22 protein-coding genes and 1 pseudogene are annotated in these 25,590 nt (G+C 42.2%); 2 read left to right on the top strand and 21 right to left on the bottom strand.

Annotation, left to right across the window (positions count from 1 at the left end; translation table 11 throughout):
* Positions 1-77: 77 nt before the first annotated feature.
* The 8 genes and pseudogenes from LKD41_RS09940 to LKD41_RS09905 form a co-directional block, all read right to left on the bottom strand.
* Positions 78-773, bottom strand: a complete 696-nt coding sequence (locus tag LKD41_RS09940) for a polysaccharide deacetylase family protein (protein ID WP_227701083.1) — start codon at positions 771-773, stop codon at positions 78-80.
* Between the two features lie 77 nt (positions 774-850).
* On the bottom strand, positions 851-3,445 hold the full coding sequence (gene clpB / locus LKD41_RS09935) for an ATP-dependent chaperone ClpB (protein ID WP_227701082.1): 2,595 nt from the start codon (positions 3,443-3,445) through the stop codon (positions 851-853).
* Positions 3,446-3,570: 125 nt separating this feature from the next.
* A pseudogene (locus LKD41_RS09930) lies at positions 3,571-4,614 on the bottom strand (threonine aldolase family protein); the annotation flags it as partial.
* A 34-nt stretch (positions 4,615-4,648) separates the two neighbouring features.
* A complete protein-coding gene (locus tag LKD41_RS09925) occupies positions 4,649-5,596 on the bottom strand; it encodes an Rpn family recombination-promoting nuclease/putative transposase (RefSeq protein ID WP_227701107.1) in 948 nt (315 codons plus the stop codon).
* Positions 5,597-5,799: 203 nt separating this feature from the next.
* The gene (gene fucO / locus LKD41_RS09920; protein ID WP_118541314.1) at positions 5,800-6,945 is read right to left on the bottom strand and encodes a lactaldehyde reductase; all 1,146 of its coding nucleotides are present in this window, start codon (positions 6,943-6,945) and stop codon (positions 5,800-5,802) included.
* 144 nt (positions 6,946-7,089) lie between these two features.
* Positions 7,090-7,659, bottom strand: a complete 570-nt coding sequence (locus LKD41_RS09915; protein ID WP_227701080.1) for a TetR/AcrR family transcriptional regulator C-terminal domain-containing protein — start codon at positions 7,657-7,659, stop codon at positions 7,090-7,092.
* Positions 7,660-7,741: 82 nt separating this feature from the next.
* Positions 7,742-9,070 carry an MATE family efflux transporter gene (locus LKD41_RS09910; RefSeq protein ID WP_022243915.1) on the bottom strand — a complete coding sequence of 443 codons (1,329 nt, stop codon included), beginning with the start codon at positions 9,068-9,070 and terminating at the stop codon, positions 7,742-7,744.
* Between the two features lie 73 nt (positions 9,071-9,143).
* The gene (locus tag LKD41_RS09905; RefSeq protein WP_022243914.1) at positions 9,144-9,560 is read right to left on the bottom strand and encodes a MarR family winged helix-turn-helix transcriptional regulator; all 417 of its coding nucleotides are present in this window, start codon (positions 9,558-9,560) and stop codon (positions 9,144-9,146) included.
* A gap of 263 nt (positions 9,561-9,823) precedes the next feature.
* On the opposite strand from LKD41_RS09905, the gene hcp reads away from it, so the two are divergent.
* Complete coding sequence (gene hcp, locus LKD41_RS09900) at positions 9,824-11,497, top strand: hydroxylamine reductase (protein WP_227701079.1); 1,674 nt, start codon at positions 9,824-9,826, stop codon at positions 11,495-11,497.
* 54 nt (positions 11,498-11,551) lie between these two features.
* Here the strand turns inward: hcp and LKD41_RS09895 are convergent, their stop codons facing one another.
* The 9 genes from LKD41_RS09895 to LKD41_RS09855 form a co-directional block, all read right to left on the bottom strand.
* The gene (locus tag LKD41_RS09895; protein WP_227701078.1) at positions 11,552-12,631 is read right to left on the bottom strand and encodes an HD-GYP domain-containing protein; all 1,080 of its coding nucleotides are present in this window, start codon (positions 12,629-12,631) and stop codon (positions 11,552-11,554) included.
* A 15-nt stretch (positions 12,632-12,646) separates the two neighbouring features.
* Positions 12,647-13,216, bottom strand: coding sequence for a PilZ domain-containing protein (locus tag LKD41_RS09890; protein WP_022243911.1), 570 nt, complete (start codon positions 13,214-13,216; stop codon positions 12,647-12,649).
* Positions 13,217-13,313: 97 nt separating this feature from the next.
* Positions 13,314-13,583, bottom strand: a complete 270-nt coding sequence (locus tag LKD41_RS09885) for a DUF1294 domain-containing protein (protein WP_118172963.1) — start codon at positions 13,581-13,583, stop codon at positions 13,314-13,316.
* A 252-nt stretch (positions 13,584-13,835) separates the two neighbouring features.
* On the bottom strand, positions 13,836-13,997 hold the full coding sequence (locus LKD41_RS09880) for a hypothetical protein (RefSeq protein ID WP_227701077.1): 162 nt from the start codon (positions 13,995-13,997) through the stop codon (positions 13,836-13,838).
* Positions 13,998-14,207: 210 nt separating this feature from the next.
* Positions 14,208-16,358, bottom strand: a complete 2,151-nt coding sequence (locus tag LKD41_RS09875; protein ID WP_022244183.1) for a protein translocase subunit SecDF — start codon at positions 16,356-16,358, stop codon at positions 14,208-14,210.
* Positions 16,359-16,380: 22 nt separating this feature from the next.
* Positions 16,381-17,736, bottom strand: a complete 1,356-nt coding sequence (gene scfB / locus LKD41_RS09870) for a thioether cross-link-forming SCIFF peptide maturase (protein ID WP_022244182.1) — start codon at positions 17,734-17,736, stop codon at positions 16,381-16,383.
* A 92-nt stretch (positions 17,737-17,828) separates the two neighbouring features.
* Positions 17,829-17,972 carry a six-cysteine ranthipeptide SCIFF gene (gene scfA, locus LKD41_RS09865; protein ID WP_022244181.1) on the bottom strand — a complete coding sequence of 48 codons (144 nt, stop codon included), beginning with the start codon at positions 17,970-17,972 and terminating at the stop codon, positions 17,829-17,831.
* A gap of 72 nt (positions 17,973-18,044) precedes the next feature.
* Entirely contained in the window at positions 18,045-18,425 is a 381-nt protein-coding gene (locus tag LKD41_RS09860) for a TIGR04086 family membrane protein (RefSeq protein WP_022244180.1), read from the bottom strand.
* Between the two features lie 146 nt (positions 18,426-18,571).
* Entirely contained in the window at positions 18,572-19,495 is a 924-nt protein-coding gene (locus tag LKD41_RS09855; protein ID WP_227701076.1) for a GNAT family N-acetyltransferase, read from the bottom strand.
* A gap of 103 nt (positions 19,496-19,598) precedes the next feature.
* On the opposite strand from LKD41_RS09855, the gene LKD41_RS09850 reads away from it, so the two are divergent.
* Positions 19,599-20,120 (top strand): peptidylprolyl isomerase, encoded by a 522-nt coding sequence (locus LKD41_RS09850; protein ID WP_117840572.1) that lies wholly within the window; start codon positions 19,599-19,601, stop codon positions 20,118-20,120.
* 68 nt (positions 20,121-20,188) lie between these two features.
* On the opposite strand, the gene LKD41_RS09845 is transcribed toward LKD41_RS09850, so the two are convergent.
* From LKD41_RS09845 to LKD41_RS09830, 4 genes are all read right to left on the bottom strand, one after another.
* Complete coding sequence (locus LKD41_RS09845) at positions 20,189-22,879, bottom strand: transglutaminase-like domain-containing protein (protein ID WP_227701075.1); 2,691 nt, start codon at positions 22,877-22,879, stop codon at positions 20,189-20,191.
* Complete coding sequence (locus tag LKD41_RS09840; RefSeq protein WP_227701074.1) at positions 22,876-23,946, bottom strand: DUF58 domain-containing protein; 1,071 nt, start codon at positions 23,944-23,946, stop codon at positions 22,876-22,878. Before LKD41_RS09840 ends, LKD41_RS09845 begins: the two co-directional genes overlap by 4 nt.
* A 3-nt stretch (positions 23,947-23,949) precedes the next feature.
* Entirely contained in the window at positions 23,950-24,909 is a 960-nt protein-coding gene (locus LKD41_RS09835; RefSeq protein ID WP_022244175.1) for an AAA family ATPase, read from the bottom strand.
* Between the two features lie 96 nt (positions 24,910-25,005).
* On the bottom strand, positions 25,006-25,557 hold the full coding sequence (locus LKD41_RS09830; protein ID WP_227701073.1) for a phosphatase PAP2 family protein: 552 nt from the start codon (positions 25,555-25,557) through the stop codon (positions 25,006-25,008).
* Positions 25,558-25,590 lie beyond the last annotated feature (33 nt).

Here is a 25,590-nt window from a genome sequence, read left to right as displayed (position 1 = left end):
GACAAGTCTATTCTGGTATTTTTTCTCGATTTTCCAGTGAAAACACACCAAAAATCCATTGAAACATTCCTTTTTTCTCAAGGTAACTCAAATATCAGCTTATCTACCGTTACAAATTCATAACCCTGTGCCTGCAGCCGGTCAATAATCTCAAAGGCTGCCAGCATACTGCTGTCATAACCGTCATGTAATAAAATAATATCACCATCTTTGACATCCGTCATTACTTTATCGACGACTTTTTCCTTATTCTGCACCTCCCAGTCCCTTGGGTCTACATCCCAGAGCACCTCTATCATATTCATCTGACAGTCCAGATTCTTCTGGGTGCTTCCGAAAGGAGAACGCAAAAACTGCGGATATTCCCCGGTTATCTGATAAATGGCATCATTGGTCTTTCGAATCTGCTCACAGGCATCCTCCTTCGATAAGATGCCAAGGTTCACATGGGTATAGGAATGATTTCCTATGATATGCCCGTCATTCTGAATCTTCTTTATCAAATCCGGATATGCCTCTGCTTTCTCTCCTATCACAAAAAAGGTTGCTTTGACATTGCGCTCCTTCAGCCCTTCCAGTAAATCTTTTGTACATTCCGGGCTTGGTCCATCGTCAAATGTCAATGCAACCTCTTTTATTCCACTTGTTTTCTTTGTGTTCATGCTCTCTGCACTTGCCAGATGATTGACACGGATCCGACAGGCTCCGGCGGCAATTACCAATACCGCCAGTGCCAGATTCATCCATATCAATGCTTTTCGGATTCGACTCATTTTACACCGTTACTTTTCTGCTCTCCTGACAATATATGCAGCAACGGCATTTCTTATTATGTCAGGCTTGAACCATTTCAGGCGGTCGCCGGTTTTGCGCTGGCAGTCAGTTCTCCATCGGTAAGGTCGATAAGGATGGTATCTCCCTCTCTGACTTTATCTGCAAGAATCAATTTTGCTGCCAATGTCTCCACATATTTCTGCAGAAAACGTTTCAGCGGTCTTGCACCATATACCGGGTCATAACCTTTCTCGGTAATATAATCCTCTGCAGTCTTTGTCAGTTCCACTTTCAGTTCACGGTCTGCAAGACGTTTATTCAGATCTGCCATCAGTAACTTGATAATGTTACCAATGTTATCTTTGGTCAGCGGCTTGAACATAATGATTTCATCCAGACGGTTCAAAAATTCCGGTCGGAAGTTACCCTTCAGTTCTTCCATGACAGCTTCTTCTGCTTCCGGACGAATCTCGCCGTTTTCGTCAATGCCCTCCAACAGATGCATGGAGCCTAAGTTAGAAGTCATGATAATAATGGTATTCTTAAAGTCTACGGTACGTCCCTGAGAATCGGTAATTCGTCCGTCATCCAGTACCTGAAGCAGTACATTAAAGACATCCGGATGTGCTTTTTCCACCTCATCAAAGAGGACTACGGAATACGGTTTCCGGCGGACTGCCTCCGTCAGCTGACCACCTTCATCATAGCCTACATATCCAGGAGGTGCTCCAATCAGACGGGAGACGGAATATTTCTCCATATACTCGCTCATATCGAGACGGACCATATTGGATTCATCATCGAAAAGGCAGCTTGCTAATGCTTTGGCAAGCTCTGTCTTACCTACACCGGTTGGTCCTAAGAACAGGAAAGAACCGATTGGCTTGCTCGGGTCTTTGATTCCGGCTTTGGAACGGATGATTGCTTCGGTTACCTTGGTAACGCCCTCGTCCTGTCCAATGACACGTTTATGCAGTTCTTCATCAAGGTGCAGTGTCTTATTTCGTTCGCTCTCAGTCAGTTTTGCTACCGGGATTCCGGTCCAGCGGGAGATAATCTTTGCGATTTCTTCTTCGCTGACACTTTCATGTACCAGTGATAAATCTTCACCTTTGACTTTTTCTTCTTCAATTTCCAACTGCTGCTGTAACTGCGGCAGCTTACCATATTTTAATTCTGCCGCTTTATTTAAATCATAGCTCTGCTCTGCCTGCTGGATTTCATTTTTCAGGCTTTCCAAATCCTCACGCAGCTTCTGGACTTTCTCTACGGATTTCTTTTCATTGTCCCACTGTGCCTTCTTATTCTGGAACTCACTCCGAAGCTCTGCTAACTCTTTCTGTAAGTCTGCCAGACGCTCCTGGCTCAGACGGTCATCCTCTTTTTTCAATGCAGTCTCTTCAATCTCTAACTGCATGACACGACGGTTCAGTTCGTCTAACTCGGTCGGCATGGAATCAAGCTCTGTCTTAATCAGTGCACAGGCTTCATCCACCAGGTCGATTGCTTTATCCGGTAAGAACCGGTCTGAGATATAACGGTTCGAAAGCACTGCTGCGGAAACCAGTGCACTGTCGGTAATCTTTACTCCATGGAATACTTCATACCTCTCCTTTAATCCACGCAGGATAGAAATAGTATCTTCTACCGTTGGTTCGTCTACCATAACCGGCTGGAATCTTCGTTCCAATGCGGCATCCTTTTCAATGTATTCCCGGTACTCATCCAATGTGGTAGCACCGATACAATGCAGTTCTCCACGGGCAAGCATTGGTTTTAAAAGCTGTCCGGCATCCATGGCTCCATCGGTTTTTCCTGCACCGACAATGGTATGCAGCTCATCGATAAAGAGGATAATCTGTCCTTCGGATTTCTTTACTTCATCCAATACTGCTTTCAGACGTTCCTCAAATTCACCACGGTATTTTGCTCCGGCTACCAATGCACCCATATCCAGTGCAAAGAGCTTCTTATCCTTTAATCCTTCCGGAACATCACCACGTACAATCCGTTGTGCCAGTCCCTCTACAACTGCGGTTTTACCTACACCGGGTTCGCCAATCAGTACCGGATTGTTTTTCGTCTTACGGGACAAAATACGCACTACATTCCGGATTTCTGCATCTCGTCCGATGACCGGATCCAGCTTCTGGTCTCTCGCCCTCTCTACCATATCATAACCATATTTATTTAAGGTATCATAAGTAGCTTCCGGATTATCGGAGGTCACACGCTGGTTGCCACGCACCGTAGACAGTGCCTGCAGGAAACGGTCTCTTGTAATACCATATTCCTTAAAAATTTCCTTTAATGCAGGGTTCGGATATTTTAACAAGGATAAAAACAGATGCTCTACGGAGACATAATCATCTCCCATCTGCTTTGCCTCATCCTCTGCACTAATCAATACCTTATTCAATGCCTGGCCGACATAAACCTGGCCGCCGGACACCTTGGTTCTTGCTTCCAGATGGCGGATTGCATTGTCTACAAAATGCTCCTTCTGGATTTCCATTTTCTCAATCAGTTTTAAAATCAGTCCATCTTCCTGCTGCAGTAATGCCACTAAAAGATGTTCCTGCTCGATTTCCTGATTGCCATATTCATATGCTAATTTTTCGCAATCCTGGATTGCTTCCATTGACTTCTGTGTAAATTTCTGAATGTTCATATCTTTCACCTCATTTCCCACTGTGCTATGAACGAATTCCTGTTATTTCTGTTTCCAAGCATAAATATAGCACGCATTATTAGCACTGTCAAGAGGTGAGTGCTAAAATTTTCAGACAATTTTTGTTAATTTCTATTTTTCTTCTGTTCAATCCATCTTATCAGTTCATCTACGTCTTCCATTGTCGTTGCCCAACTGGTTGCAAAACGAATTACCGTATGCGTCTCATCCTTTTTCTCCCAGAAGCTGAATTCAACTTTTTGCGCAAGCTTTTCCATAAATGCATTGTCTACCACACAAAATACCTGATTGGTGGGAGCATCCAGATAAAGCTCAATTCCATTTTCCTTTAAGCCTTTCCGAATCTTATCTGCCGCTGCAATTGCCGGCTCTCCGATATGCTCATACAAATCATTTTCAAATAAGACATCAAACTGGATGCCAAGTATCCGTCCCTTAGCAAGCAGTGCTCCATGCTGTTTTATAATGGTAAAGAAATGCGGAATAAGTCCTGGCTTCGGAAATACCACTGCCTCTCCAAACAATGCACCGCATTTTGTTCCTCCGATATAAAAGGCATCGCAGCATGCTGCAATATCTTCTAATGTCACATTATTCGCCGAACAAGCCAGTGCATAAGCCAGTCTTGCTCCATCTAAATAAAGTGGAATACCCTTGCTGCGGCATACTTTACTTAATGCTTCTAATTCCTGCCTGTTATATAAGGTTCCATATTCTGTCGGCTGGGAAATGTATACCATTCCCGGCATCACCATATGATCACGGTTGCCATCCTCTTTAAATGTATTTAAGACTTCTTCTACCTTTTCTGCACTGATTTTTCCGTCTGTCTGCGGAATCGTCAACACTTTATGTCCACCCGCTTCAATAGCTCCTGCCTCATGGGAACTGACATGTCCGGTCTCTGCCGCAATCACTCCCTGACAGGATGCTAACAGGGCACCAATTACCGTGGCATTGGTCTGCGTTCCTCCCACCAGAAAATGCACCTCTGCCTCCGGTGCATTGCAGGCCTTCCGAATCTTTTCCCTTGCAGTTTCCGAATATTCATCCAGTCCGTATCCGGCACTTTTTATCAGATTTGTCTCCGCTAACTTTTTTAGAATCGCCGGATGGGCTCCTTCCATATAATCACTTGCAAACGCTAATTATGCTGCCATTTTTCTACTTCTTCTTTCTATTCTATACTGACATAGATTCTTCTTCTATGATTTTTCCTACTTCCTCCGGTTTGATTTCCACAATCTCTGCTATCTGTTCTAAGGTATAGCCCTTCCTGTGCATATTGGTAATTACTTTTTTATTTGTTTCTCTTAATGTCTTTTCTGCTGCTCTTTCTTCTATTCCTTCACTCAGATTACACATCAGGTTCACTTCCTCTCTCAATTCTTCACTTACCGGAATCTGATATTCCAGTTCTATCATATTTAATTTTTCTTCTGCTTCTATTTCATTTGACAAAAGTGTGCTTATCAGCCGATGCAGCTCATAGCGTTCCTCTCTTTTGGGAACTTCATTTGTTACACCAAGCAATACAATATTCAAAAGGTCTATATTTCCTTCCCAGTCATATTCATTTACGATATCTTCTTTCATCAGATGAATATAACTCATCGAATTCATATCCATATTCATGCAAATCCAGATACTAAATACCCGTTTTATGTCATCATAATCCGAATGCCAAAAATCACGTTCCTTTTGGGATGAAATAAGCCTGCTTACATAGAATATCGCCCGGTTCAATATTTTATATGTAACAGGTTTGTTCTTCTGAGCTTCAATATTTACTATAATTTGAGAAATTCCATCTCTCATGCGCACATAAAAAACAATATCAAACCTGACCGTTCCTTCATTTATTTCTGCATTTTCTGAATTAAATCCGCCAATATGTCCTGCCATATCGCTTGCATTTGTAAGTCCCGGTTCTATGGGCACAACACCAACCTGTGGTTCTCCTTCAATATACGGTATCACATCCTTGGGATTCATACCTTTAAATTCATCCACAGTATTCACCAAAATATGCGCCAGAATACTTTTTTGTCCTAAGAGTCTTTTGGCACATTCATCATATTGTGCCCGATTTCTTGCAGCTTTTACTGCATTTGTAATTTCGCTGTTCAGATTAATAGCCTCCTTTGTTTCCGATTCCTCTCTCAAACCCTTCACAAAGTATGCTCTATTGAATATCAATCCAATTTCATTATACGGTTCCATCCTATCAGACGCAAATAAATTTTTCATAAAGAACTCCCGGAACATCGTTTTTCCGATGCTCCGGGAGTCTGTTATCTTTTTCTTCTATCATATATTTTCCAAGTTTCTGATTACATCAGTTTACGGAATAAAACTTTCAAATCCTCTACATTTGTATCCTTTGGATTGCCCGGTGCACAGGCATCAGCAAAAGCGGATTCTGCAAGGAATTCTAAGTCTTCTTCCTTTAACGCCTCTAATTTTGTTGGAATTCCAACATCTACAGATAACTGCTGTACCGCATCAATGGCTGCCTTTCTGTATTCTTCTACAGACATATCATCAACGCCTTTTACACCCATTGCTCTTGCAATCTCACGATATTTCTCACCAGTGCATTCTGCGTTGTATTCCATTACGATTGGAAGCATCATTGCACAGGCAACTCCATGTGGAGTATCATATACAGCACCTAATGTATGTGCCATGGAATGTGCAATTCCAAGTCCTACATTAGAAAATCCCATTCCTGCAATATACTGTCCTAATGCCATTCCTTCACGGCCTTCTTTTTCATTTGCAACTGCACTTCTTAAAGATCTGCTGATAATTTCAATCGCCTTCAAATGAAACATATCTGTCATTTCCCATGCAGCCTTTGTAGTATATCCTTCAATGGCATGTGTCAGTGCATCCATTCCGGTGGAAGCAGTCAGTCCCTTTGGCATAGATGACATCATCTCCGGGTCAATTACTGCGATAACCGGCATATCATGCGGGTCTACACATACAAATTTTCTCTTACGCTCTACATCTGTAATCACATAGTTAATGGTAACTTCTGCTGCAGTTCCGGCTGTTGTCGGTACAGCAATAATCGGAACACAAGGCTTCTTTGTCGGAGCTACACCCTCTAAGCTTCTGACATCCTCAAATTCCGGATTTGCAATAATGATACCAATTGCTTTTGATGTATCCATAGAAGAACCACCACCAATTGCAATGATATAATCTGCTTTTGATGCTTTAAATGCTTCCACACCATGCTGTACGTTCTGAATGGTAGGATTTGCCTTAATATCTGAATAGATTTCATAAGCAAGTCCTGCTTCATCCAATACATCGGTTACTTTGGATGTTACACCAAACTTAATCAAATCCGGGTCGGAACAGACAAATGCTTTCTTAAATGCTCTTGCCTTTGCCTCGTTTGCGATTTCTTTAATTGCTCCTGCGCCATGGTAGGAAGTCTCGTTTAACATAATTCTGTTTGCCATTTTATCTTCTCCTTTGTCCTTTATTGATACCTCTATTTTACCAATGAAAGCGACAAATAAAAAGTTACAAAAAGCCAACTCTGTCACTTGATTTTTCAATATCTGTCATGGGCAAATTCCACTCTCAATCATCATCCTTCACCACTATATCATCTGCAATTTTTCAAATACCGCTTTCAGTTCCGCCGGCACCGCTTCCGTCAGTGCCTTTGCCAGTTCCTTCGGTGTAGCCTTCTTTCTTCCAAGCACCCACTGAATTGTCATATAAACTGAACCCTGGCAATACATTTCCAGAAGGAAATGAAGATGCTCCGATAATTTCTGTCCTGATTTCTTTTCTATCTTATACGTATAAAACCGGGTAATCAGTTCAAAATCATGGTCTCTTAAGCAGTTCTGGCTGTCTGATTTAAATGCAGCCCGGAAAAATAATTTTTCCTGCTCAATATATTCAAATTTCTTTACCAGCCCCTCATATACCGTCTTTCCCTCTCCCATATGTTCAAAGGATTCTGCTAAAATTTTGTCAAAATACCAGTTTATCAGATCATATTTATCCTGAAAATGACGGTAAAATGTCTGTCTTGTCGTTCCGCTCAGTTCCACAAGCTGCCGCACTGTAATCCGTTCTATCGGCATCTTCGCCATACACTGCTTCATGGCATCTGCCAGCCGGTATTTCATCTGTTCTGCTTTCTGAACATTCTGCTCCATGCCTTCTCCTCCACTTACTCTGCCAATCTACTATCGTCAGCATAGCACCAACCTGTGAAAAAGGCAACCTGACCGCTTTCTCCTATAAAGTTTTCCTGCGTTTCCACCGCCAGATTACAATAGAAAGGAGAACTGCCACATAATCCGTCAGTGCCTGTCCGTAGATAACACCGTGCAGACCAAGCAATGCATTCAAGCCGTAAAGCACCGGAATCAAAAGTACGCCCTGTCTCAATATAGAAAGAATCGTTGCCGGAAGTGCATTTCCGGTAGACTGCATACAGTTCATATTCATAAATAAAATGCCAATGACCGGACCGGAAATCATATAAGCAATCAGCATTTCCACACCATAATTTATGACCTCTGTATCAGAAATAAACAGGCGGATAATCGGCTCCCGGAAAAAGAAAAACAGTGCTGTCGCCAATACACCTACAATCAGACAGCATTTCTTCGTATAACGTTCCACTGCAATAAAACGCTCCCTGTTCCCTGCACCGTAACTATAGCCTAATAACGGTTGTACTCCATTTGCCAGTCCCATCTGTAAAAATGTGATAAACATATTTGCCTTAAATACAATTCCAATAGCCGCTACCGGTGCATTTCCATATGCCACCAGAATCTGGTTTAAAATAATCGTAGAAATGCTCATCAATGCAGAAAAAATAGCTGTTGGAAGTCCTGCCGAGCATACCTGGGACAGAATTCTGTCCCCACATTTAAAATACCGGAATGCCATAGACATGTTCCTGCTCTTTCTACAGAAATACCAAAGATAATATACACTCGCCATTATATTTCCAATAGTCGTTGCAATGGCCGCGCCTGCTGCACCCATACCAAATCCACTGATAAATATCGGGTCTAAAATAATATTGGCCACGGTTCCTATCATACTTCCTGTCATAGCTTCCCGGCTGGCTCCGTCCGCACGCACAACAAAGCTTGCTGCCGCAGACCAGATAATAAACGGTGCACCATAAGAAATGTATGTTGTGTATCCTTTCGCCAGTTCATAAGTATCTGCATCTGCTCCAAACAATTGTAAAACCGGCTGCATTCCAACCAGTAAAATTACAGCAAAAACAATTCCCACGATAAGTGATGCATAGGTAATAAAAGAAGAAACCTGCTTTACTCTTTTTTCCTTCTTTTCGCCCAATGCCATAGATGCCGCTGCGCTTCCGCCCATACCAAACATATTGGCAAATGCCATAAATAATATAAAAATCGGATTCGTCTGACTGACCGCAGCCACCTGCAACGGATCCCCTGTCTGCCCTACGAAAAACGTATCCGCCATATTATAAACGACAGTAACCAGACTGCTGATAACACTTGGAATTGCCATCTTTGCTACTGCCTTCGACACCTTCATGCTGCCCATCAATTCATTTTCATCCATTGTAACCCTTCCTTTCTGCCGGTAAAATCTGCTTTCCAAAGCCACTCATCGACCTCTTGTAACTTTAAATTTCTCATTCCAGATTCCGAAGCATCTTCTCTGCAATTCTTAAAAATTCTTTTCTTTCTTCTTCCGTAATTCCCTGTAATAAAAGTTCTTCCGATTCCGTAATTTCCTTTCGCAGAATATGTTCAATCTTCCGCGCCTGTTCTGTAAAAACAATCTTCTTATATCTTCCATCCTCTGATTCCGGCACCCGGCAGATTAGTTCTGCCTGCTCAAGATTCTTTAAAGTCTCTGTTGCAGTAGACGGACGCAAGCCAAATTCTTCCTCAATCTCTTTCTGGTATACCGGATGGTTTTCTGATTCCACCAGAATATAATTTAAAATGTTACCCTTTGCTCCGCTGATTCCGATAGATTCCTGTATTTTCTTAGAACGTCTGCGGAGCCGGTTGGATATTTTATTAATTACCTTTCCTGTTTCCATGGCAAATCTGTTCCTTTCTTTAAACTTATTACTATTTCTAATTAGTTCGGTTCCTAAGTATTTTAGTCAGATTTTATTCCATTGTCAACTTTCTATTTTATCTACTCTATTTCTTCATGCATAATATTCCTTTTCCCGGCTCATGCTAATGCCGATATCTAAACTTTTCTTAGGCGATTATGAAAAAGAACGTAAGAATTTTGAAAGAAAAATATATCTTTTCGCAATCGTCCAAAAAATTTTCTATAAAAGGAGATTATCGTATGGGAAATAACATGGATTTAAATTATGAAATGTTCTGCTATCAGTGTGAACAGACAGCCGGTGGCAAAGGCTGTACAAAGCTTGGCGTATGCGGAAAGACACCGGAAATTGCCAACCTGCAGGATTTACTTATTTTTCAGATAAAGGGGATCAGCTGCTACGGAAAAGTGCTGGTGGAGCAGGGACAACATATGGACAAATCGATTGTAAGCTTTATTGAAAATGTACTTTTTACGACACTTACCAATGTAAATTTTGATGCAGATGTTCATGTGGCACTGCTCCGGCAATCACAGCAAATCAAAGAAGAACTTCACAATTTGGTAGGTGAAATTTCGAATTCCACACTCCATGCCACCTATCATCTGCCGGATTCAAAAACGGATATGTTAAAGGATGCTCCTATGGCGGGCATTATGTATGACAAATCCTTAGACCCAGACATCCGCTCCCTCCGTCAAACTATTCTCTACGGTTTAAAAGGTATCAGTGCCTATGGTCATCAGGCAAGAGAATTAGGTTACTTCAGTAATGAAGTGGATGACTTTTATATACTGGCATTAGAAGCCATTACCGATGACCGGCTGACTGTCGAAGACCTGATCCGTCTGACCATGCGTACCGGTGAAATGGCTATTGAAGTCATGAAAAAACTGGACGATGCCAATACCACTATTTATGGCAATCCTTCCCCGCATAAGGTAAATGTTACTATTAAAAAAGGGCCATTTATCATTGTCTCCGGCCACGACTTAAATGATTTGGAAATGCTGTTGAAGCAGACGGAAGGCACCGGCATCAACATCTATACCCATGGTGAAATGCTGCCCTGCCACGGTTATGATGGACTGAAAAAATATTCTCATCTTGTAGGTAACTTCGGTGGAGCCTGGCAGGATCAGCAGAAACAGTTTGACAACATTCCAGGCTGTATCCTGATGACCACCAACTGCCTGATGCGCCCGAGAGATTCCTACAAAGACAGGATTTACAGCACGAATGTAGTAGGCTGGGATGGTGTGAAACATGTCGGTCGGAAAGAAAATGGAGACAAAGATTTCAGTGAAATCATAAAACAGGCAATTGAACTTGGCGGTTTCCAGGAAGACCAGCCGGCAAAAGAGATTCTGGTAGGTTTCGGACACCACGCTGCCTTAAGCTATGCCCCACAGCTTGTGGAAGCTGTTAAAAGCGGACTAATCCGTCATTTCTTCCTTATCGGTGGCTGTGACGGTGCCCGTCCGGGACGAAATTACTACACTGACTTTGCCCAAATGGTTCCATCCGACTGTATGATTCTAACGCTTGCCTGCGGAAAATACCGTTTTAATAAACTAGATTTTGGTGAAGTAGCTGGACTGCCACGTCTTTTGGATGTGGGACAATGTAATGATGTCTACTCTGCCATCCGCATTGCTACTGCACTTGCAGATGCTTTTGAAACGGACGTAAACGGACTTCCACTGTCACTGATTATATCCTGGTATGAACAAAAAGCGGTTGCTGACCTGCTTGCCCTTTTAAGCCTTGGCATTCATGATATTTATTTAGGTCCAACGCTTCCTGCCTTCATCAGTCCAAATGTGCTGCAGTATCTTACCGATACCTTCCACATAAAGCCAATCAGCAATGCTTCCGATGATATCAAAACCTGCCTGAAACAAAGCCTATAAATAATAAACCTCCTTACCAGTTTTCTGGTAAAGAGGTTTTTATTTATGCAAAATCTATTTTCCTGTCTGATTTGCAATGCAGACGCAATACCATTTATCATCTGTCTGACTGACATCATGATTACAGTTGATAATCGGATGATTCAGGTCATTTGGTGGAATGTAACGCACCACACCGATTCTTCCATCGGACATCTGTACCTTTACATCCCGGTAATTTGCCACCATATTTTTCACAAATAAGTCTACCAGGCGTTCATCCAGTCCCGGAAATTCGCCCTTTTTAAATTTCTCCAGCACATCAAAAGGAATCATGGATTCCTTATAACTTCTCTGGGAAATCATGGCATCATACACATCGGAAATGGCGGTAATCCTTGCCAGCAGAGAAATCTCATCTCCTGCAATCTGATCCGGATAACCCTTTCCATCCAGCCGCTCATGATGATGTCTTGCCGCTAACCGGATATCTTCATCTACATTATCCCAAAGCAGCTCATATGAATAAACGGGATGAGCTTTTATGATTTCAAATTCTTCTTCCGTAAGTCTTCTCGGTGCATTTAAGATTTCTTCCGGTACCTTCGTCTTTCCGATATCGTGCACTAATCCGGCGCATACCAGCTTTTTAATCATCGGTTCCGGAAGCTTCAGCCACTGCCCGATAACACCATTGGTAAATGCTACGTTCAGGGAATGGCGCTGCAAATTCTCATCCATCTCTCTCGGTGCATCAATACACTGAAATATTTTAGGGAAATCCAATACCTTAATCTTAGTAAAAATATCCTTTGTAACAGTCTCCGTTGCTTCCATATTAATTTCGGAAGCATTTCTGGTTACAGAAAAAATACTGTCTACATCGTTTTTTAATGCTGTATAGCCGACTGCTTCTTCGTATACTCTCTGCAATGCAGCTCTTGGTGCTTTTCCACTGTTGAGAATTTCCTGATAAGTTTCCTCACTGGTTGTAATATATCCACCACGTTCAAACTTGGAAAGTTTATCTAACCGGTCCTGTGTCAGGACTTCGCCCCGTTTTAAAAGCAGCACCGAACCTCTGTCATTATAAATATCTCCGGAAAGTTCCATGCCTTCCCATAAAAAATCAATTGGAATTTTTCTAAGTCTCATTCTGTCACTCCGCCCTTATATATTCCTGTCACGAATCATCATGCAGCCATACTCTTCTGTCTTAAGATTTGCATTCTGTATCCGGACAATCCGATATGTCTTCTGTAACATTGTATCTCCAAGTTTCACACAAATCCGCAGTTCCGTTCCAACTGTCCCGCTTCCTGCCATTGTCTGAATCAGAATTCCATTTCCACTGATATTACAGGTTTCCATTTCAATTGGCTTCTGCAATTCAATTAATGTTCCATCCACAATAACAGATTCTATATATCCCTTTTCTTTTAAGGGATAACGGGCATGCTTCCGCTTCTCACCATTCTTACTCCTGCCCAGCTCGATTTCTACTTCATTGGCAATTATAACCTTCCGAAGATTACCGGTAGCTTCTACCAGGCTCCCATTCGGTCCAAATATGATAACCGTCACCGCATGCTCCATCCGGTTGTCAAGGCTTCCTGCACTAACCTTTACTACTTTACGGATCGGATCATAAGATTTGATTCTTGTATCTAATACCATCTTCCCGCCGGCAATTTCCTTTACAATAATCCGGCAGCCATTTAACTCCATCATTCCTGCCATAATTTGCATTTCTCCCTGATACTGTTGCTCACCTATTATCCATATCTCATTTCTGTTTGATATATTTTATCACGCCTATCCCGGTTTGAAAATATTTTTACCAAAAATAATAGTATAAAACCAGTTGCACAATCAGTATAAATGGCATTCCTATTACAAAGTACCAATGTTTTGTCTTATGACGGAACAGATACATACCTGCCCATGTCCCAATGCTTCCTCCCAGTATGCTTACCAGAAATAACGTTTTTTCGGGAATACGCCATTTATGACAGATGGCTCTGCGTTTATCTATTCCCATGACGGATAGCCCAACAATATTTGCAATTATTGCATATGCAATTACTATTTTCTGAATTGTAGTCATTATTTTCTCCTTTTTCAAATATTAATTTTCGGTGATTGCAAACGGAAATAATCTTTGCTGGAAAATATTACGGAGATTTACAGCGGATTATCTTTATCCGTTATGAAATGCCAGCAGTTCTTAGAATGCGTGTTTTTCTTGCTGATAAACTGTCTTTCCGGTTGCTTTGACTGAATAGCTGCACTGTCCGTCGAGAACAGATGCCGCATAACGCCTGCAAGGGGCACAGGGAATTTCGGCATAATTATACTTTCATCTGGCAACCGGCACAAATTCACGTCCATGTTCAAATGTGCCTCGCTGGTACATCCCTGTACCAGCGTTGCCTGTTGCCAGATGAAATTCCCAGTGCCCCCAACAGCCCTTATCAGGCATCTGTACTTCGACGAACCGTGCAGCTATTCTGGCAAACATTGGAAAGACTGTTTTCATAACCAAAAGAAAAACACGCATTTTAGAACTGTGGTATTTCATAACGAAAGATAATCTGCTGCGAATCAACGTAATATTATTGTAACAAATCTCTTCTATCCTTTTGCAATCCCCGGATATTAATTTTTAAACAACGCCCAAATGTAAAAATCCCCTCTTCCAAATCAGAAGAGGGGAAATCATTTCTGTTACTTATGCATTCTTCTTTGCAAAGCGTGTTTTGAATACAAACCACAGCTCTGTTGCAATACAGATAGAAGAATAAGTTCCGCTCACAATACCTACCATAAGAGGAAGTGAGAAATCTTTAATGGATGCAACTCCAAGGATATAAAGCAGGAATACCATTACAAAGGTTGTAATTGAAGTATTTAAGCTTCGTGAAATTGTCTGGGAAATGGAGCGGTCAGCTATTTCGGTTAAGCTTTCCTTATCCACATTTCTTACCAGATGCATATTCTCACGGATTCGGTCAAAGATAACGATGGTATCATTGATGGAATATCCGATGATTGTCAGCATTACTGCAATAAATGTGCTTCCTACAGACAGCCGCAGCAGAGAGTAACAGGTTAAAATAACCAGTACATCATGAATCAGTGCTAAAATAGCAGAGGTTGCAAAACGAATGTCTTTAAACCGGAACCAGATATAAACCAGCATACAGATTGTTGCAATTACTACTGCCCAGACTGCATCTTTTGTCATTTCACCACTGATAGTGGAACTGATATTAGTAGAGGAAACAGTTGAAGTATCTACACCAAGATTTTCTTCTAATGTAGTATTTAACTGCTCTCTTTCGTCCAAATCAAGGCTTCTGGTCTTAAATACAACCTGTGTACTTCCTTCTACCTTCTGAGCCTGTACACTGGAATCTCCAGTCACATCCTCAATCAGAGGAATTACTTCAGAATCTAATTCTGCAAGAGTATAATCTTTACCCATATCTACGGTTGTAGATGTACCACCGACAAATTCAAGGCTTAAGTTCAATGCGCCCTTGCCATTGGCTTTGTTTACGCCCATTCCCACAAATCCGGCAATGATAATTACTGCTGAAATAATAAAGAATACGTGGCGTTTTGCAATAAAATGCATTGGACGGCGGTCTTTCTGTCTTCCATAGAATTTTGCATCACGGAAACCAATTACATACAGTCCATGTAATACCAGTCTTGTTACAACTAATGCGGTAAACATAGATAAAACGATACCGATTGCCAGTGTATAAGCAAATCCTTTTACGAAACCGCTTCCCTTAAATGCCAGCACTGCTGCAGCAATCAGGGTGGTGATATTTCCGTCTAAAATTGCAGATAACGCTTTCTGGAATCCGGTCTTAATCGCTGTCGAAACAGTCTTGCCGGATGCAATTTCTTCCCTGATACGGGCGAAGATAATAACATTTGCATCTACCGCCATACCAATGGAAAGGATGATACCTGCGATACCCGGAAGGGTAAGTGTAATTTCAAAAAGATAAATAACTGCAACTACCATTGTAGTATAAATTCCAAGTGCTATGGTTGCTGCCACACCGGAAATCCAGTAGTAAGCAATCATGAATACTGCAATCAGGGCAAGACCGATTGCTGCTGCCTTTAATGCCGTTGAAATTGCTTCTGTACCAAGCTGTGCTGCTACTATCTGGGACTGTAACTCAGATAACTCTAAGGAAAGAGAACCGATACGGATGTTAGAAGCTAAAGTCTCTGCTTCTTCATAGGAACTCATTCCATCGATTACTGCGCTTCCTCCGGTAATTGCTTCTTTTACACGAGGAGTACTGATTGCCTCATCATCGTATACAATTGGGCAGACCTTTCCAACGTTGGCAGTGGTTGCATCTGCAAATTTCTGTGCGCCTTCATCCGTAAGTGTAAGCTGGACCACATACTGCTTGTTGCCAAGGTTGTCCTGCTGTGTTGCAGCCTGTGCATCCTTTACATCATTACCGGTCATGTAAACATTTCCGTCTGGATCCCGGAACTCTAAGGAACCCGGTTTTCCAAGTTCGTCCAGAATCTTGTTGGCATCCTTTACTCCTGGAATTTCAACGGTGATACGGTCATCACCTTCCTGATATACAGATGCTTCTGTACTGTAGCCTTCCACACGCTTCTGAAGCTTGTAAATAGTATCCTTCATCTGCTCGGAAGTCGGATTCTCAGATTCTACCTGATATGTGATGCTGACACCACCTGCCAGGTCCAATCCAAGCTTAATGTTCTTATCTTCACCTTTTCCGGTTGAAGATAAGATGATAGACGCATAATACGACAGTCCTGCTAAAACCAAGAGAACTGCAAGTAATATGGCTACGCCCTTACTTTTCTTCATTTTCTTCTTCCTTTCTCCTGACTTAAATTTCCGCCTCTGCGGCTTTTATCATAATTGCGCATTCCACACGTTTCTTCTGTAATGCACAACCAATGTCATAGGTATTATGAATATCACCATGGAAATTATAAGAGTTCGCTGCACATCCACCGCTACAGTAGAATCTTGCAAAACACTCTCTGCATTTTTCCTTGGAATAAACATTACAGCTCTTAAAGGAATCCCGGATATCGGTACGTTTTAAGCCTTCAAAAACATTTCCCATCAGGAAATCTTCATTTCCAACAAACTGATGACATGGATATAAGTCTCCCCAAGGTGTTACTGCCAGATACTCGGTTCCGGAACCACATCCGGAAAGTCTCTTGGCAACACAAGGACCACCCTCCAAATCAATCATAAAGTGGAAGAAATTGAATGCTTTTCCTTCTTTTTTCCGTTTTACCATCTCTTTTGCCAGTGCATCATATTCTGCAAAAAGCTGTGGCAGGTCTTCCTCACGGATGGCATAATCATCTGTCTCCTGTGCCACAACCGGCTCTACGGAAATCTGCTTAAACCCAAGGTCTGCCAGATGCAGTACATCCTTGGAAAAATCTAAATTATGATGGGTATAGGTTCCACGCACGTAGTAGCGTTCCTGATTTCTGCTGTCTGCAAATTTCTGGAATTTCGGAACAATCACATCATAGCTTCCCTGACCACCACGGAACGGACGCATATAATCATTGACTTCTTTTCTTCCGTCAATACTTAATACAACATTGTCCATCTCTTTATTAGCGAACTCCATAATATCATCATTTAAAAGAACGCCATTTGTGGTCAGTGTAAACCGGAAATTCTTATTATGTATTTTTTCCTGCTCTCTTCCATATGCTACTAAATCTTTTACCACCTGGAAGTTTAAGGTAGGTTCTCCACCGAAGAAATCCACCTCTAAGTTCCGGCGGTTGCCGGAATTGGCAATCAGGAAATCCAATGCAGCCTTTCCTACTTCATAGGACATTAACGCACGTCTGCCGTGATATTCTCCCTCTTCTGCAAAACAGTATCTGCAGGCAAGGTTACAATCATGGGCAATATGCAGACACAGTGCTTTTACTACAGTAGGACGCTTTGTTACATCACCGATGTATTCTTCATAATCATCCGGTGTGAACAAATCTCCGTTCTTCTGCAATTCCTCTATCTCTTCAATTGCTTCTTTTATCTCCGCCTCATCATAGGTCTTATTCAGTCTCTGTATGATTTCTTCACGGCTTGTCTCTTCCCACAATGCAATGACATCATAGGTTAAGTCATCCACAATATGGATGGCGCCGCTGTTTACATCCAGGACAATATTATAGCCGTTGTTTTTATACTGGTGAACCACTACAATATTTCCTCACTTTCTTACAACATTATAACGACCGTCCGCGCAGGCGTACGGTCGTTTCGTTCGTTCTCAATCTGAACTTCTGGTAATTATTTGCAATGCTCGCAAGTCTGGTTTCCTACAGTACAGGAAGTCTTGCATGCTGACTGACAAGATGTCTGGCACTCGCCGCATCCGCCCTTCTTTACTGTATTCTGTAACTTTCTTGTATTCAGGGTCTTAATATGTTTCATCTCGTTATCTCCTTTCGAAAAAATACCTCTAGTTAGTATAACACATAGTCTTTCATAAGAAAAGCACTTTTTTTAACTGAGCATTCCTCCCACAGTTCCCGAAGCAGTGCATAAAATCAGTGTTGTAAGGATGTGCTGCATTCCGGAATCCAGTCCCTTTTTCAATATCAGGGACACAATGAGCAGCACTGCAAAATATAATAGCCCCATCACGGCTCCCCACAGATATTTCCGGCTCTTCTTAATCTTTCCAATGATGAAGCCGCCGACAAATCCCACTACAATATAGCTTATGATAATGCTGATATTTACCGCAGCTTCGCTTAATTCCATTTTATATAAGACTGCCGCCAGAATAAAAAGCAGTATTCCCGTCAGAATATACATGACCAGCAACACTTTGCCCATTGTCGTAAAAAGATTTCCTTTTCCTGCCACCTTCTCTTTTCCCATATATCCTCCATCCATCTTCGTACCTTGCGCCTGCATCCGTAACTTATTTTTTATATCATGTTCCGGATACAGTTTCGCTTTGTACTATATATGAAAAAAAGATTTATATTATGTATAAAAATGTCTCCTGCCGCTTAACTTTCCAATCACGAATAAAAATACCGAAAATGTCGGAATATTTTTCCATCCTGATTTATCTTCTCTGTTTCCTGAAAGCCAAGTTTCTGAAGCAGTCCCAACGATGCTTCATTCCCCGGCTCCACCAGACAGTCAATTCTTCGAAAATCAAGATTGCTTTTTGCCCACGCCATGATTGCCTGACAGACCTCATATGCATAACCCTGCCTCTGGTATTCCGGTGCAATGACATAACCCATCTCAATAATTTCTTCTTCTCCCAGCATGCGATAGTCGATTCCGGCTCTTCCAATCAGCCGGTGGGTACCTTTTTCCTTTGCCAGCCACATGCCATATCCATAGTAGCCATACATATTTTCAATATATGCTCTCTGGTACTCCTCCTCTTCCTGCCTTTCGTAAAGGGGCTCGATATAATCGGTGATTCCCTTCTTATTATATAAATCAAATAAATCGTCCATGTCATCTAACGTAATCTCTCTCAGATAACACCGCTTTGTCTCTAATATCCGCCACGGCAGATGGTGTTTCCGCTGAAATGTCCGAAGTAAAAATTCTGTATCCACTTCTTCCAGTCCAAGAAGCAGCATATCCACATTGCTTAAAGGCATCTGTTTTGAAAAATCCGGTACTTCATAGCCAATGATGGTAAGCTGGTCTGAGTCAGAATCTGCATCCTTTTTCGCCCATGCCACTTCTTCCGGTTCTGTTGCAAGCAGCATACATTCCTCCGGCTTTACATGATGTCCACTCAGGAAAAATGTGATATCTTTTTCCAAATCAGCATCTGTAAAAAGAAGTTCCACTTTTTTCTGCTCTGACAGTTCTTTTTGCAGGCGGCTTAATGCATGTTTCTCTTCTTCAGAAAGTTTTTCTTCTAATGTTTCTTTTCGTATGATACAGTTCCAGTTTACAGTATTCCAGTGACACATATTTCCTTCTCTCTTTCTTTACAAAAAAGCCTTTTTCCGCTATAGTAGAACTACATTCTGTTATGCAGGATGAATTCAATGAACAGAAATGAGGTATCTTACAATGGCTCAGAATCCTATTATTACATTTGAAATGGAAAACGGAGATATTATGAAAGCGGAATTATATCCGCAGGTTGCTCCTAACACAGTAAATAACTTTATCAGCCTTGTCAACAAGGGATTTTATGATGGACTTATCTTCCATCGTGTCATCAACGGTTTTATGATTCAGGGTGGTGACCCGGAAGGAACCGGAATGGGCGGTCCAGGATATGGTATCAAGGGTGAATTTGCACAGAACGGCTTTGCCAATGACTTAAAGCATTCTGCAGGCGTTCTTTCCATGGCTCGTTCCATGATGCCAAACTCTGCCGGCTCCCAGTTCTTTATCATGCATAAGGATGCTCCACACTTAGATGGTGCTTACGCTGCTTTCGGTAAAATCATCGAAGGCATGGATGTGGTAAATAAAATTGCAGAAGTTGCAACCGACTACAGCGACCGTCCAATGGAAGACCAGCGAATGAAAACCGTTACCGTAGAAACCTTTGGTGTTGATTACGACGAACCAGAAACCGTATAATGCCATCGCAACAGCCGTATCAGTGTATACACTGGCGCGGCTGTTGTTTTTTTGCAAAGCTTCTCTTTTTATTCTTTCAGTTTCCGGTAAAGCTTCTGTACAAACTGCACATCCTCTCTGGTAAGTTTCTTATGGCTATACGCTGCCACTTCAAGAATCTGAAGATAACGCTCCTTTTCTTCCATGCTCCAGCCCCCATAATTTAAAAGCTGTTCCCGGAATGTCCGGTCGGATTGTACTTTTGCATTTACAATGCCCTTCCGCCGTAAAATGCGATAAATCTGGTTCGAATTCCAACGGATGATACGCTTGTAACTATGTGTTCCCTTCTTCCGTTTTCCTTCTATCTCTCTTAAGTAATACCAGATACCTGCTGTAAGAAGCAGAATGATGATTACCACAACAATCAAAATGACCTTTAAACGGCTTCCCTTTTGATTCTGTTTTCCTGCCTTGCTGCCATCCTGCATGGAATTTTCTGTATTCCGGTTTTCCGTGCCCCGATTTTCCGTATCCGGGTTTTCTGTATCTGGGTTTTCTGTATCCTGACTTTCTGTATTCTGATTTTCCGTATTTTGCATTCCGCTGCCGGATAAATCCGACTGACTGTCATCTTTGGAACTGTCCTGATAATCACTTCGCTCCAGCGTAATTAGGTCTGCTGTTCTGCCATCATTCATCCGGATGGTAATGCTGTCACTTTCCTGCTGAATCTCCAGACGGTCAATGCCGGTTTTATTTCCCGGCGTCATTTCCACCGGCACCCAGCCAACACTGTCTATATAGATTTCCGTCCAGGCATGTGCCTGATTATCAAGAACCTCTGCCGTATAATTACCATCACTGTCCTTCTTAAACTTCGATGTACTTACAGCATAGCCGCTGACATACCGTGCCTTAATTCCCATCTGCCGCAGAAGCAGTGTTCCCGCACTGGCAAAATGCTGGCAGAAGCCTTCCTTCGTATCAAACAGAAAATGTTCTGTTACATCCTGTCCCCATGGCACATTGTCCAATTCCAGATTATAGTTACACTTCGCCAGTTCCCGTTTCACCAGATAGACTGCATAGATTTCCTTAAAGTTATAAATATTATCATAATAAGTACCATTCACAGTAAATCGGTTATCTACAAAATCCGAATAATCTCTTTCATACTCCGCTTCCAACTGATTTCCCAGTTCCCGGATTCTTGTGAGATTTTCCGGCACATACGTATACTTTTCCGTATACTTATTATATTTCTTTATAAATGCCCATTCGTCTTCCGGTAATTTACTGTTAAACCCAGCCAAATCATACCGCCAGCTATTCATATTCTCTATAATTTCATTTACTTCAGATTCGCTCAGTGTCTCATTCCGGTTCACATAAGCACCATCTGCCAAATCTGCTGTAAACAAAGCATTCATATAAAGATGTGACATGCTGTTTCTTATGGTTCCGTCTACTTCCAGAACGTCATTGCCATTCCGGAGCACAGTACGGTCTCCATCCATAAGAACCCCGGCGGGCTGCCGTTCATCCTGATAATAGCTTGCCAACGTATAGTATGGCAGGTATGCATAGGGATCTTTCTCATCAAAATACTGCACCCGGTAAATGGTATCCCAGTAATAGGTATAATAGCTCTGGGTATATGCCAGAATATTCTGTACCTGCTGTCCCGCGGTCTGTTCCTTAAGGCTGCTGTCCACTTCCTGCATGGCAGTCACAAAATCACTGGAATCATAAGTCTTCCAGCTTCCATTTTTGTAATAATCGCCTACATAACCTCTTAAATATACCGTATCATCCGGTATCTGATAAGCAGTCACTTCCATAACCGGCTTGTCCTCAAATTCCGGTGCCATATTGCTGACCCGTCCCGGCTGATGGAAGGAGAAAATATCTTTACCAAAAGGAATTTCTGCCAAAAGATTGGCAGCTGTCATTGCCATTTCTGTTACCATATCCTGCGCAGTTTTTTCAATTTCACTTCTTCTTGCCACCATTTCTTTGGCTTTCGGTTCTGCCACTCTAAATACCAGCGAAGAAACAACTACCGCCACCACCAGAAAAAGGCATACTGCTTTCTGCCTTAGATATTCCAACTGCTTTAATTCCACCCGGCCGGCAGCCCGGTAACCAAAGCTTCCTGCCGCAGCCAGTGAGAAACAAATCAATGCCCGCTTTGATGGTGCATAGCCCACCGCAAAATCCAGCATTATAAGAAGTAGCGGTGGAATCAACACTCCAGCCAGCCGTTTTCTTACCACCAGAAAATAAATCTGCAGAATAGACAAGATAACTAACAGCCATGCTGTTACTGCTACCACCGGATTTAAATCAAGATACCGTTCAAATCCGGATACAATCTGCACATTATAGTACATATTGATTTTCTGCACTACCAGCCGGATCAGTCCTGCCAGCCCTGGGTAAAGCTCTTTCCGGCTAAGCACCAGTCCCACCAGCAGTTCTCCCACAGGCAGCAGCCACTTGTCCGCCTTCTTAAAATAGGAAAAAGAAACCGTCAATGCTGCCGCAGAAACAGAAACCCATATCAATGCAGGCTTTCCAAACCGGTTAGTCAGAAAGATGTCTCCAAATATAAAGAACATGGCAATCTCCCAAAGCACAGCCAGCAGACTCTGCATTCCCACACGCATGACCTGCGGCGGCAATGCAATTTTTCCTGCCCGCCGTCCTTTCTGCGAATACCGTATGTTTCCAGTCTTTTTCATAACCGATGCATATGTTTTCTTCTTTTTTCTCATACTCTAATCTCCGCTTTTGCGAAATCTTCTATTTCCGTTCCTGCCACAATAAGTTTTCCTGCAAGGTTCATTTCTATCTTTGTAACTGCTGTCTCACCCCGGTATTTCTCCTGATATAAAAGTGCAATATCCATCTTTTCCCGGCTCTGAACCGCTCCATACAAAAGCAGAATAAAATAATATACCTTCTCTTCTGTATCTACCCTTACCCGGATAAGGTCATGTTCCTTTTCATCATACCATGCGATATAATGAGGGCACTGTTTTTCCACCAGTCCAAAAGAAATCGAAATTACCATTTCAAAAAAGTGGTTTCTCTGCTTCTCCGTCTCTTTCTGCCCTCCGCTGATGTCAAGCAGAATCACCACCGGACAGCCCATCGGCAGACTGTTTTCCCGAACCATCAGCTCATCTTCTTTTGCAGATAACTTCCAGTGGATATTCTGGATTTTATCTCCCGGCTGAAAGGAACGGATCTGAAACACCTCCGATACATCATCTCCTCCGGTTTTATCATCATATACTTCCGCTTCTCCCTGAAAATACCGGGAAGCTAATCCCACCTCTATCATTACCGGTGTTATCTTTGGCATAATGGAAAGCCGTTCCTCATAGCGCACATACCTGATCAGATAGCCGATTCCAAGCAGGCCATAAAATCTTACCCGAACCAGCCGGAATGTATAATTTCCACTGCTTTTTGCTGCTACCTCCACGCTCATCCGGCTGCTGCTCTTTGCATCCGCTGCCGTCTGTATGGATAACTTTCTCTTTTTCCTGCCAAAGGAGTTCTGATAATCGATCCGGTATACCACCTTCGGCAATGGCAGCCTGCTCCGGTTTTCCGTCACCGCACAGATCATAATGCCTTCTTCCTGCTCTGCCATAACAATCGGAATCTGAATCCGGCATTTTACCCGAAACATCATATATAAAATATAGCCATAGCCTAAAAACAGCATTACTCCGCAGCAAATCGACAAAAGTATCAATGCCGGGCTGGTATAAATGGTTCCAAGATATCCTAATGCACCAACAATAAGTACAAGTATCAGTCCTGTTGCCATAGGCTACTCTTTTCCCTTAAACGAAGTTGGTTTTGTGGTATCTTCCATAATTTTTTCAAGAACTGCTTCCCCGGACACCCCGGTGACCCGTGCTTTGGTATTTAATACGATTCTATGCTTTGTGACATCATAAAAAACATCCTCCACATCAGCCGGAATCACATAATCTCTCTCATTTAAAAATGCATTGGCACGCACCATTTTCGTCAGTGCCACCATTCCACGCGGACTGACGCCCAGCTCAATATAAGGATTTTTTCTGGTGGCATGAATCAACGCCATCATATATTCATAAATTCTGTCATGAATAAAAATATTTTCTACGGTTTCTTTCATTGCCTGCAGCTGCGCCCCTGTCATCACACCTTCTATGCTCTCATAGCTCTGTCCGATGCTCTTTCCTTTGGCAATCTCAATCTCACTTTTCAAATCCGGGTATCCCATGCTCATACAAATCATGAAACGGTCTAACTGGGATTCCGGCAGCATCTGTGTCCCGGCACTTCCCTTCGGATTCTGGGTTGCCATTACAAGAAATGGTTTCGGAACCGGATGACTGATGCCATCTACCGTCACTTTTCCCTCTTCCATAACCTCTAACAGGGCTGACTGGGTCTTTGGAGAAGTACGGTTGATTTCATCTGCCAAAAACAGATTGCACATGACTGCACCCGGATGATAATAAAAGCCGCCCTGCTCCTTATCATACATAGAAAAGCCTAAAATATCTGCCGGCAGTACATCCGGTGTAAACTGTACTCTGTGATTTTCAAGGCACAATGCCCTCGAAAAAGCCAGCGCCAGCGTTGTCTTTCCCACTCCCGGTACATCTTCAATTAAAATATGTCCTCCTGCTAAAATTGCACAGAATGCCTTTCTGATACAATCATCTTTTCCTTTTACGCTTTTTTTGATTTCATTTTGAACCCGCTTTGATAATTCCACCGCCTGCTGTAATTCCATCCTTCTCCTCCTGCTTTGAGTCTGCTTTCTGTTTTCTGGCTCTTCTCTGTTTCCTATCATTCTCTATTTTTCGCCTCTAGTTCAGAAATGTTTCTCTTACTTCACAAGTTTCTTCTGTCCCTGAATCTTTTTTACCAGCCATACCGAAACTAACGCCAGTACGGTTCCAATCACCACTCCTGCCAACACATCCGATGGATAATGCACCCCTACATATAACCGTGAATATGCAATCAGAACAGCTACAATTAATGCCATTACTCCATATTTTCTAGGAAGCTCTTTCCATAATACAATTGCTGATGCGAAAGAACTTCCGGTATGTCCCGATGGGAAAGAATAATCTGACTGCTTTTCAATTAAAAGTTTCAATCCATCAACCACTTCATAGGGTCTGGTTCTTGCCACCAGATTTTTAAGTAAAATATTGTCTACAATTAACGAACCAATTAGTGCCAGTGCCGACATATAGCCTACGTTTCTCGTCTTCTTGTCCAGCAAAAGCACAATGGTTATCAGAATCCATAAGATTCCCGCATTTCCAAGATTCGTAATATCCTTCATCACAGAAGTCAGTGCCGGGAATCGCAAATACTCCTGTATCCATAATAAAATCTGCCCATCTATATGTAATAACTGTTCTAACATGATATGTTCCTCTTCTTTCTCCACATTTTCATC

It is taken from the genome of Roseburia sp. CLA-AA-H209 (assembly GCF_020687575.1).
In the GTDB taxonomy this organism is placed as follows: domain Bacteria; phylum Bacillota; class Clostridia; order Lachnospirales; family Lachnospiraceae; genus Roseburia_C; species Roseburia_C amylophila.
The sequence above is the reverse complement of the archived record's forward strand: the minus strand, read 5'-3'. Positions and strand labels throughout refer to the sequence as shown.